The organism is Pseudonocardia bannensis (assembly GCF_012911875.1).
GTDB lineage: Bacteria > Actinomycetota > Actinomycetes > Mycobacteriales > Pseudonocardiaceae > Pseudonocardia > Pseudonocardia bannensis.
In genome coordinates this window covers 1-6,480 of record NZ_JAAXKZ010000196.1, presented here as the reverse complement: position 1 = coordinate 6,480, position 6,480 = coordinate 1, and the positions used below count along the sequence as shown (strand labels likewise).

The 6,480-nt window shown below is 71.6% G+C and carries 10 protein-coding genes; 5 read left to right on the top strand and 5 right to left on the bottom strand.

The window, feature by feature from the left end; translation table 11 throughout:
• Positions 1–411, bottom strand: a 411-nt coding sequence (locus tag HF519_RS28890) for an aminoacyl-tRNA deacylase (protein ID WP_169416141.1), incomplete at its 3' end; no start/stop codon positions are given.
• A 205-nt stretch (positions 412–616) separates the two neighbouring features.
• Between HF519_RS28890 and HF519_RS28885 the strand changes: the two genes are divergently transcribed.
• Positions 617–1,321, top strand: a complete 705-nt coding sequence (locus tag HF519_RS28885) for a sigma-70 family RNA polymerase sigma factor (protein WP_369009266.1) — start codon at positions 617–619, stop codon at positions 1,319–1,321.
• Complete coding sequence (rsrA, locus tag HF519_RS28880) at positions 1,318–1,653, top strand: mycothiol system anti-sigma-R factor (protein ID WP_169416139.1); 336 nt, start codon at positions 1,318–1,320, stop codon at positions 1,651–1,653. Before HF519_RS28885 ends, rsrA begins: the two co-directional genes overlap by 4 nt.
• A 76-nt stretch (positions 1,654–1,729) precedes the next feature.
• Here the strand turns inward: rsrA and HF519_RS33625 are convergent, their stop codons facing one another.
• Positions 1,730–1,804 (bottom strand): 50S ribosomal protein bL37, encoded by a 75-nt coding sequence (locus tag HF519_RS33625; protein ID WP_374112102.1) that lies wholly within the window; start codon positions 1,802–1,804, stop codon positions 1,730–1,732.
• A gap of 114 nt (positions 1,805–1,918) precedes the next feature.
• On the opposite strand from HF519_RS33625, the gene HF519_RS28875 reads away from it, so the two are divergent.
• Positions 1,919–2,134: a biotin/lipoyl-binding carrier protein gene (locus HF519_RS28875; protein ID WP_169416138.1), complete on the top strand. Its 216-nt coding sequence runs from the start codon at positions 1,919–1,921 to the stop codon at positions 2,132–2,134.
• Between the two features lie 3 nt (positions 2,135–2,137).
• Positions 2,138–3,622, top strand: coding sequence for a sensor histidine kinase (locus tag HF519_RS28870; RefSeq protein WP_169416137.1), 1,485 nt, complete (start codon positions 2,138–2,140; stop codon positions 3,620–3,622).
• 192 nt (positions 3,623–3,814) lie between these two features.
• Here HF519_RS28870 and HF519_RS28865 read toward each other — a convergent pair whose 3' ends face one another.
• Both HF519_RS28865 and HF519_RS28860 read right to left on the bottom strand, forming a co-directional pair.
• The gene (locus tag HF519_RS28865) at positions 3,815–4,066 is read right to left on the bottom strand and encodes a WhiB family transcriptional regulator (protein WP_075950692.1); all 252 of its coding nucleotides are present in this window, start codon (positions 4,064–4,066) and stop codon (positions 3,815–3,817) included.
• A 416-nt stretch (positions 4,067–4,482) separates the two neighbouring features.
• Complete coding sequence (locus HF519_RS28860; protein WP_169416136.1) at positions 4,483–5,421, bottom strand: diacylglycerol/lipid kinase family protein; 939 nt, start codon at positions 5,419–5,421, stop codon at positions 4,483–4,485.
• Positions 5,422–5,455: 34 nt separating this feature from the next.
• Here HF519_RS28860 and HF519_RS28855 point away from each other — a divergent pair, with 34 nt between their 5' ends.
• Entirely contained in the window at positions 5,456–5,926 is a 471-nt protein-coding gene (locus tag HF519_RS28855) for a hypothetical protein (protein ID WP_169416135.1), read from the top strand.
• Between the two features lie 25 nt (positions 5,927–5,951).
• Here the strand turns inward: HF519_RS28855 and HF519_RS28850 are convergent, their stop codons facing one another.
• A complete protein-coding gene (locus HF519_RS28850) occupies positions 5,952–6,410 on the bottom strand; it encodes a GNAT family N-acetyltransferase (protein WP_211170733.1) in 459 nt (152 codons plus the stop codon).
• Positions 6,411–6,480 lie beyond the last annotated feature (70 nt).

Genomic DNA, 6,480 nt, shown 5'->3' with positions numbered 1-6,480 from the left:
CACCTCCAGGCCCCGCCGCCCGCCGCTGCAGAACACCGTGGGCCAGTCCTGGGCAGAGACGTCGAGCACCGTCGGCAGCCGCTTGCGCTGACCCAACGGCGAGATCCCGCCGGCCACGTAGCCCGTGGCCCGCTCCGCGGCGGTCACCTCCGCCATCCGCGCCCGCTTCCCGCCCACCGCCGCGGCCAGCGCCTTCAGGTCGAGGGTCGCCGTCACCGGCACGATCCCGACGGTCAGCGCCCCGTCCACCTCGGCGACGAGGGTCTTGAACACCCGGGCCGGGTCGAGGCCCAGGGCCTCGGCCGCCTCCGGGCCGTACGCCTGTCCGCCCTGGTGGGTGTAGGTGTGCAGCCGGTGCTCGACCTTCTGCCCGGCCAGCAGCGCGGTCGCCGGCGTGCCCTTCCCTGCCACGGTCGAGACCGTAGCCATACCGGACACACCGGGAATCGGCGGGCGGCGGCCTGCGTTGGCACCGGACGTGATGCACGCTGTTATGGACGCACCGTCGGAGCGCCGGGGTCCGCTGATGCGCGTACCCTCGATGCCACATCCGGTCGCCGCAGCGGCGACCGCCCCCGAGGTGGTCGCAGGGTTCGCCTTGCGTGAGAGGAGCGCGGTGCCCGGCACCCCGGCGACACCACAACCGTCGACCACGGCAGCGTCCGAGCCCGCCGAGGCGGACCAGGCCGAGACGACTGCAGCCGACCTGGCCGCAGCGGACGGGGCCCCGGCCGAGACGGCCGAGGAGCGTGCTGCTCGCTTCGAGCGGGACGCGATGCCGCTCATCGACCAGCTCTACGGCGCCGCGCTGCGGATGACCCGCAACCCGGCGGACGCCGAGGACCTGGTCCAGGAGACCTTCCTGAAGGCCTACTCGGCCTTCAAGTCCTTCCGCCGGGGCACGAACCTCAAGGCCTGGCTGTACCGGATCCTGACCAACACCTACATCAACGGGTACCGCAAGCGGCAGCGCCAGCCGCTGCAGTCGCCCACCGAGGAGATCACCGACTGGCAGCTCGCACAGGCCAGCGAGCACACGTCGACGGGCCTGCGCTCGGCCGAGATGGAGGCGCTGGACAACCTGCCGGACTCCGACGTCAAGGAGGCCCTGCAGCAGCTTCCGGAGGACTTCCGGATGGCCGTCTACCTGGCCGACGTCGAGGGCTTCGCCTACAAGGAGATCGCCGAGATCATGGGCACTCCCATCGGCACCGTCATGTCGCGGCTGCACCGTGGTCGACGGCAGCTGCGCGACATGCTCACGGACACGGCACGGGACCGCGGCTTCCTCCGCGGCGAGCAGCAGGAGGTGACCCGGTGAGCTGTGGGAACCACCACGAGACCGACTGCTCCGAGGTTCTGGCCGAGGTGTGGCTGTTCCTCGACCACGAGTGCGATCCGGAGCGCCGGGCACTGCTCGCGCAGCACCTGGACGAGTGCGAGCCGTGCCTGGCCGAGTACGGCATCGACGAGAAGCTGAAGGAGCTGCTGGCCCGCAAGTGCGGCGGCGAGCATGCGCCGAACGGGCTGAAGGCCCGGCTGCGCGAGCAGATCCGCCACGCGGTGCTCGAGCAGGCCGAGGTGACCGTGGAGTCCGGGCCCGGCGGGACGACCGTCGAGGTGCGCACGACCCGGGTGGAACGCAGCATCTGACTGCGGAGTACCTGATCGGAAGACCGAACGCGGGCGACGTCCATGGACGTCGCCCGCGTTCGCGTTTCCGGCCGGCTCAGGTGTTGGGCCGCTTGCCGTGGCTCGCGGCGTTCTTCTTGCGGTCGCGGCGCTTGCGGGCACGCTTCGACATGGCTCCTCCTCACACGATCTTCTCGGCTGGCTGGGGCCAGTCTCCCACGTGGTTGGATGGATCCTGATGCGAGAGGGCTGGCCGCCCGGCGGGTGGCTCGATCAGGAGGCGCGAGTGGCCGAGGAGATCCGGGCCGAGATGGTTGCGAACGTGATGACCGTGGTGGTCGCCGAGGGCGGCCAGGTGGCCGACGGTGACACCCTGGTCATCCTGGAGTCGATGAAGATGGAGATCCCGGTGCTGACCGAGGTCGACGGCACCGTGACGAAGGTGGCCGTGGAGGAGGGCGACGTCGTGCAGAGCGGCGATCTCATCGCGGTGGTCGACTGACGCGTGTCCACCCTCAGCGAGCTCCTGGCCGAGCACACCCAGCTGCCCGGCGACGCCGTCGACCATCTGCAGCGGGTCGTCGCCGAGTGGCAGTTGCTCGCCGACATGTCCTTCGCCGACTTCCTGCTGTGGATCCCGTTGGGTGATCCGGCCGAGGCCGAGGAGTTCCTCTGTGTGGCCCAGGCCCGTCCGACGACGGCCCCCACGGCGCACTCCGAGGACATCGTCGCCGCCCGGGCGACCGCGACGGACAACCCGCAGCTGCGCCGGGCGGTCGTCGAGGGCCGGATCTGCCGCGAGGAGGACCCGCGCTGGCACCTCGAGGTGCCCGTGCGCCGGGAGACGATCCCGGTCCGGCACGCCGGCCGGGTACTCGCGGTGCTCTCCCGCGACACCAACCTGGCCATGCCACGCGTGCCGAGCCCGCTCGAGATCGCCTACCTGGGCAGCGCCTCCGACCTGTGCCAGATGATCGCCGACGGGACGTTCCCGCCGAAGGCCGCGGTGGCCGGCGCCGACACCAGCCCGCGCGCCGGGGACGGCCTGATCCGGCTGGACTCCCACGGCCTCGTGGCCTATGCCAGCCCCAACGCGCTGTCGGCCTATCACCGGATGGGCCACGCGAGCGACCTCATCGGGCTGACGCTCGCCGACGTCACCCGTGATCTGGTCCGTGATCCGTTCGACGCGGCCGAGGTCGCCAGGCGCATCGAGTCCGCGCTGCACGGCCACGCGTCGCTGCGGATGGAGGTGCGGGCACGTGGCGCGGTCATGCTGGTCCGCGCGCTGCCGCTGCGCCCGCGAGGCGATGCCGCCGGTGCGCTCGTCCTCGTCCGGGACGTCACCGACCTGCGCCGTCGCGATCTGGCCCTGCTCAGCAAGGACGCGACGATCCGGGAGATCCATCACCGGGTGAAGAACAACCTGCAGACGGTCGCGGCGCTGCTGCGCCTGCAGGCCCGGCGGACGGCGATCCCGGAGGCGCGCCGGGCGCTCGCCGAGAGCGTGCGGCGGGTGACCTCGATCGCCCTCGTGCACGAGGCGCTGGCGTTCTCGGTGGCCGAGCAGGTCGACCTCGACGATCTGGTCGACACCGTGCTGCCGGCGATCGGGGACGGTGCCACCGCCGAGTGTCGGGCGAAGGTCCGCCGGGACGGGAGCTTCGGGACGCTGTCCGCCGCGCTGGCGACACCGCTCGTCCTCGTGCTGACCGAGTTGGTGCACAACGCGCTGGCGCACGCCTTCGAGCCGGGGGAGTCCGGCGAGGTGGTGGTGTCGGCCCGGCGGTCGGCCGGGCGGCTCGACGTGATCGTGGCCGACGACGGCCGTGGGTTGCCGGTGGACTTCGATCCGGACGGTTCGGACGGGCTGGGCCTGCAGATCGTGCGCACTCTGCTCGACTCCGAGCTGGACTCGACTCTGCAGTTGCGGCCCAGGTCAGGAGGCGGTACGGAGGCCGTCATCCGGCTGCCGATGTCGGGGAGATAACCTGAGAACTGTGATCGCCGACTCCGGAACCCTGGTCGCGCTGGTTCCGTGCTCCGCGGTCCCCCCGCCTGGAGCGCCGAGACGATCCGTGCGCCCGGTGACACAACCGCGGGCCCGATGCCGGTGGCGTCCGGCTTCGGGCCCGCGGTCAGGGGAGCTGAAAGCTCGTCGGTCCAGGGGACCTGTCGTTTATCAGGCCGTGCGTGCGCGAGTGCGCGCGTTGCGGCGCTTCAGCGCCCGACGCTCGTCCTCGCTCATACCGCCCCAGACGCCTGCATCCTGGCCGCTCTCCAGTGCCCAGGTCAGGCACTCGGTGACCACGGGGCAGCGTCGGCAGACGGTCTTGGCCTCGGCGATCTGCAGCAGCGCGGGCCCGCTGGTCCCCACAGGGAAGAACAGCTCCGGGTCCTCGTCGCGGCAGATAGCGCGGTGACGCCAATCCATGGTTGCTCTGCTCCTCGTATTGCGCGATCGGGGTCGCGCCGATCGTCCGTCACGGTGTTTCCGCGCTTGTGAATGGTTTCACGAGCGCGCTCGGTCTTCAAGGGACAAGGTCCACTCAGGTGAGGATCCTCACCCACTCATCGCAACGATGGACAACACGATCGGTTACTGCTTCGCGCCGCGGTCACGATGAGCGATCGACCTTGTACCTGCCCGCTGGCCGGGTACCCCCGGGTCCGGCAGACCATGCGGAAAACATCTCCGCGATCTCTCACTTGCGTACGACCTACCTTGTAGGACCGTTTGCGCTGGTGCGAGCCCCGTTCGGCTCGACGGTCCACGCGCATCGGTGAGTGGACCGCAGATGTCACTGAAACGGGTGACACCGGAACGCCGGCTGCGACGAGCTGCTCTTCTCACACGACGACGCGTAGCGCCTCCGGCACGGAGATGAACTCGACCTCACTGCGTTGCCCGAGGTGGTCGCCGTCGAGCTGGAGCGCCAGCGGCTCCTCGGTGCGGACCCGAACGTAGGGCACCGCATCGTGCCGGATGAGGTGCCGGGCCCGCGGGTCCCCGTCGGCCTGCAGGATCTGGCGCAGCACCGGTGCGATGGTCGGCAGGCCGAGGTCGCGCAGCGCGAACAGGCCGAGGCCGGTGGAGAACGATGCGCCCGGGTTCGTCCGCACCGCACGCCCGCTGAGGTAGGTCCAGGGGTCGGTGTTGCTGACGAACGCGAGCCGCACGTCCGTGATGGGCTCGCTGCCGGGGAGCTCCACGGTCATCGCCGGGGGGTTGCGCCGCTGGCGCAGGTACTGCCGCAGCGCCGTGCCGGCGTAGCGCCACGGGCTCGCCTCGCGGCCCTGCGCACGGGCCCGCTCCACCTCGGCCACGACGTCCGCGTCCCAGCCGAGGCCCGCGTTGAAGGTGAACCACCGGTCGTCGGCGCGACCGAGCCCCACCAGCCGGCTACGCCGGGCCTCCAGGGCCGCCAGGATGGCCGCTGTGGCCTCGACCGGGTCGCGGGGCATGCCCAGGGCCCGGGCGAAGACGTTCGCGGAGCCGCCGGGAACGACGGCGAGTGCCGGCGCTGCCCAGGGATCGGCCGGCGCCGCCCCGCGGTTGGCGACCATCAGGCCGTTGACGACCTCGTTGACCGTCCCGTCGCCACCGAGGGCGACGACGAGCTCGACTCCCGAGCCGACCGCCTGGGCGGTCGCCTCGGCCGCATGGCCGCGGTAACCGGTCAGCAGCACCTCGAGCTTGAGCTCGCTGGCCAGCGCATGCGCGAGCACGTCACGTCCGGCCGGGGTGGTGGACGTGGCCTGAGGGTTGACCACGAGCAGTGCGCGCACGCGTCGCAGGGTAGCCCGGCCTATCCTCGGGCCTGTGACGTCCGAGCACGTTCCAGGCCCCGACGGGCCGACCGCAGCCCCCGCCGGTCCGCCACCGCAGATCCGGTCGGCGGGTGCCGTCGTGGGCCTGGAAGGCCTGCTGGGAGTGGCTTTCGCGGTGGTGGTGGCGGTCCGGGCGCTCGGCGCCGACATCGGTGTGGGCAACGCCATCGGTGAGGCCGTCTACTTCGCGCTCATCGGGGCCGCGCTCCTCTGGGTCGGCTGGGGCCTGGTGGCCGGCCGGCGATGGGCCCGCACACCCGCGATCGTCGCCCAGCTGCTGCTGCTCCCGGTGGTCTACTCGCTCATCGGGCCGTCCCGGCAGCTGCTGCTCGGGATCGTGACGGGCGTGGCCGTCATCGGGACGTTCCTGCTGCTGATCAGCGAGCGGTCGCGGATGTGGTCGATGGGGTTGGACCTGCCCGACGCGCGTGGCCAGGCCCCCGGAAACGGGTCCGCGGGGTGATCCGGAGGGGGCCCGGCCGCGGTGGTCAGCCGCCGGTCGCGGCCGATCGGTCGCTCGCGGCCTCCCGGCCGAGCTCGGCCAGCGGTGCCCCGGTGAGCCGGAAGGTCGTCCACTCGTCCATGCCCACCGCGCCGATCGAGCGGTAGAACCCGATCGACGGCGCATTCCAGTCGAGTACCGACCACTCCAGTCGCGCGTAGCCGCGGTCGGCGCAGATGCCCGCGAGCTCGGCCAGCAGTGCCCGGCCCAGGCCGTGGCCGCGGTGCTCGGGCCGTACGTACAGGTCCTCCAGGTAGATGCCGTGCACGCCCTGCCACGTGGAGAAGTTGAGGAACCACAGCGCGCAGCCGACGACGACCCCGTCGACCTCGGCGACGTGTCCGAACAGTGCCGGTGCCGGGCCGAAGAGTGCGGCGTGCAGTTGGGCGGTGGTGAGTAGACAGGACTCGGGCTCGCGCTCGTAGTCGGCGAGCTCGTGGACCATCTTCACGACCTCGTCGAGGTCGGCTTCGGAGATCGGGCGGACCGCTGCGTTCACCGGCACAGGATGACGC

Coding starts and splice junctions, on each gene's coding strand:
- HF519_RS28865 (WP_075950692.1), bottom strand. CDS start 4,066: ATGGATTGGCGTCACCGCGCTATCTGCCGCGACGAGGACCCGGAGCTG.
- HF519_RS28850 (WP_211170733.1), bottom strand. CDS start 6,410: ATGGTCCACGAGCTCGCCGACTACGAGCGCGAGCCCGAGTCCTGTCTA.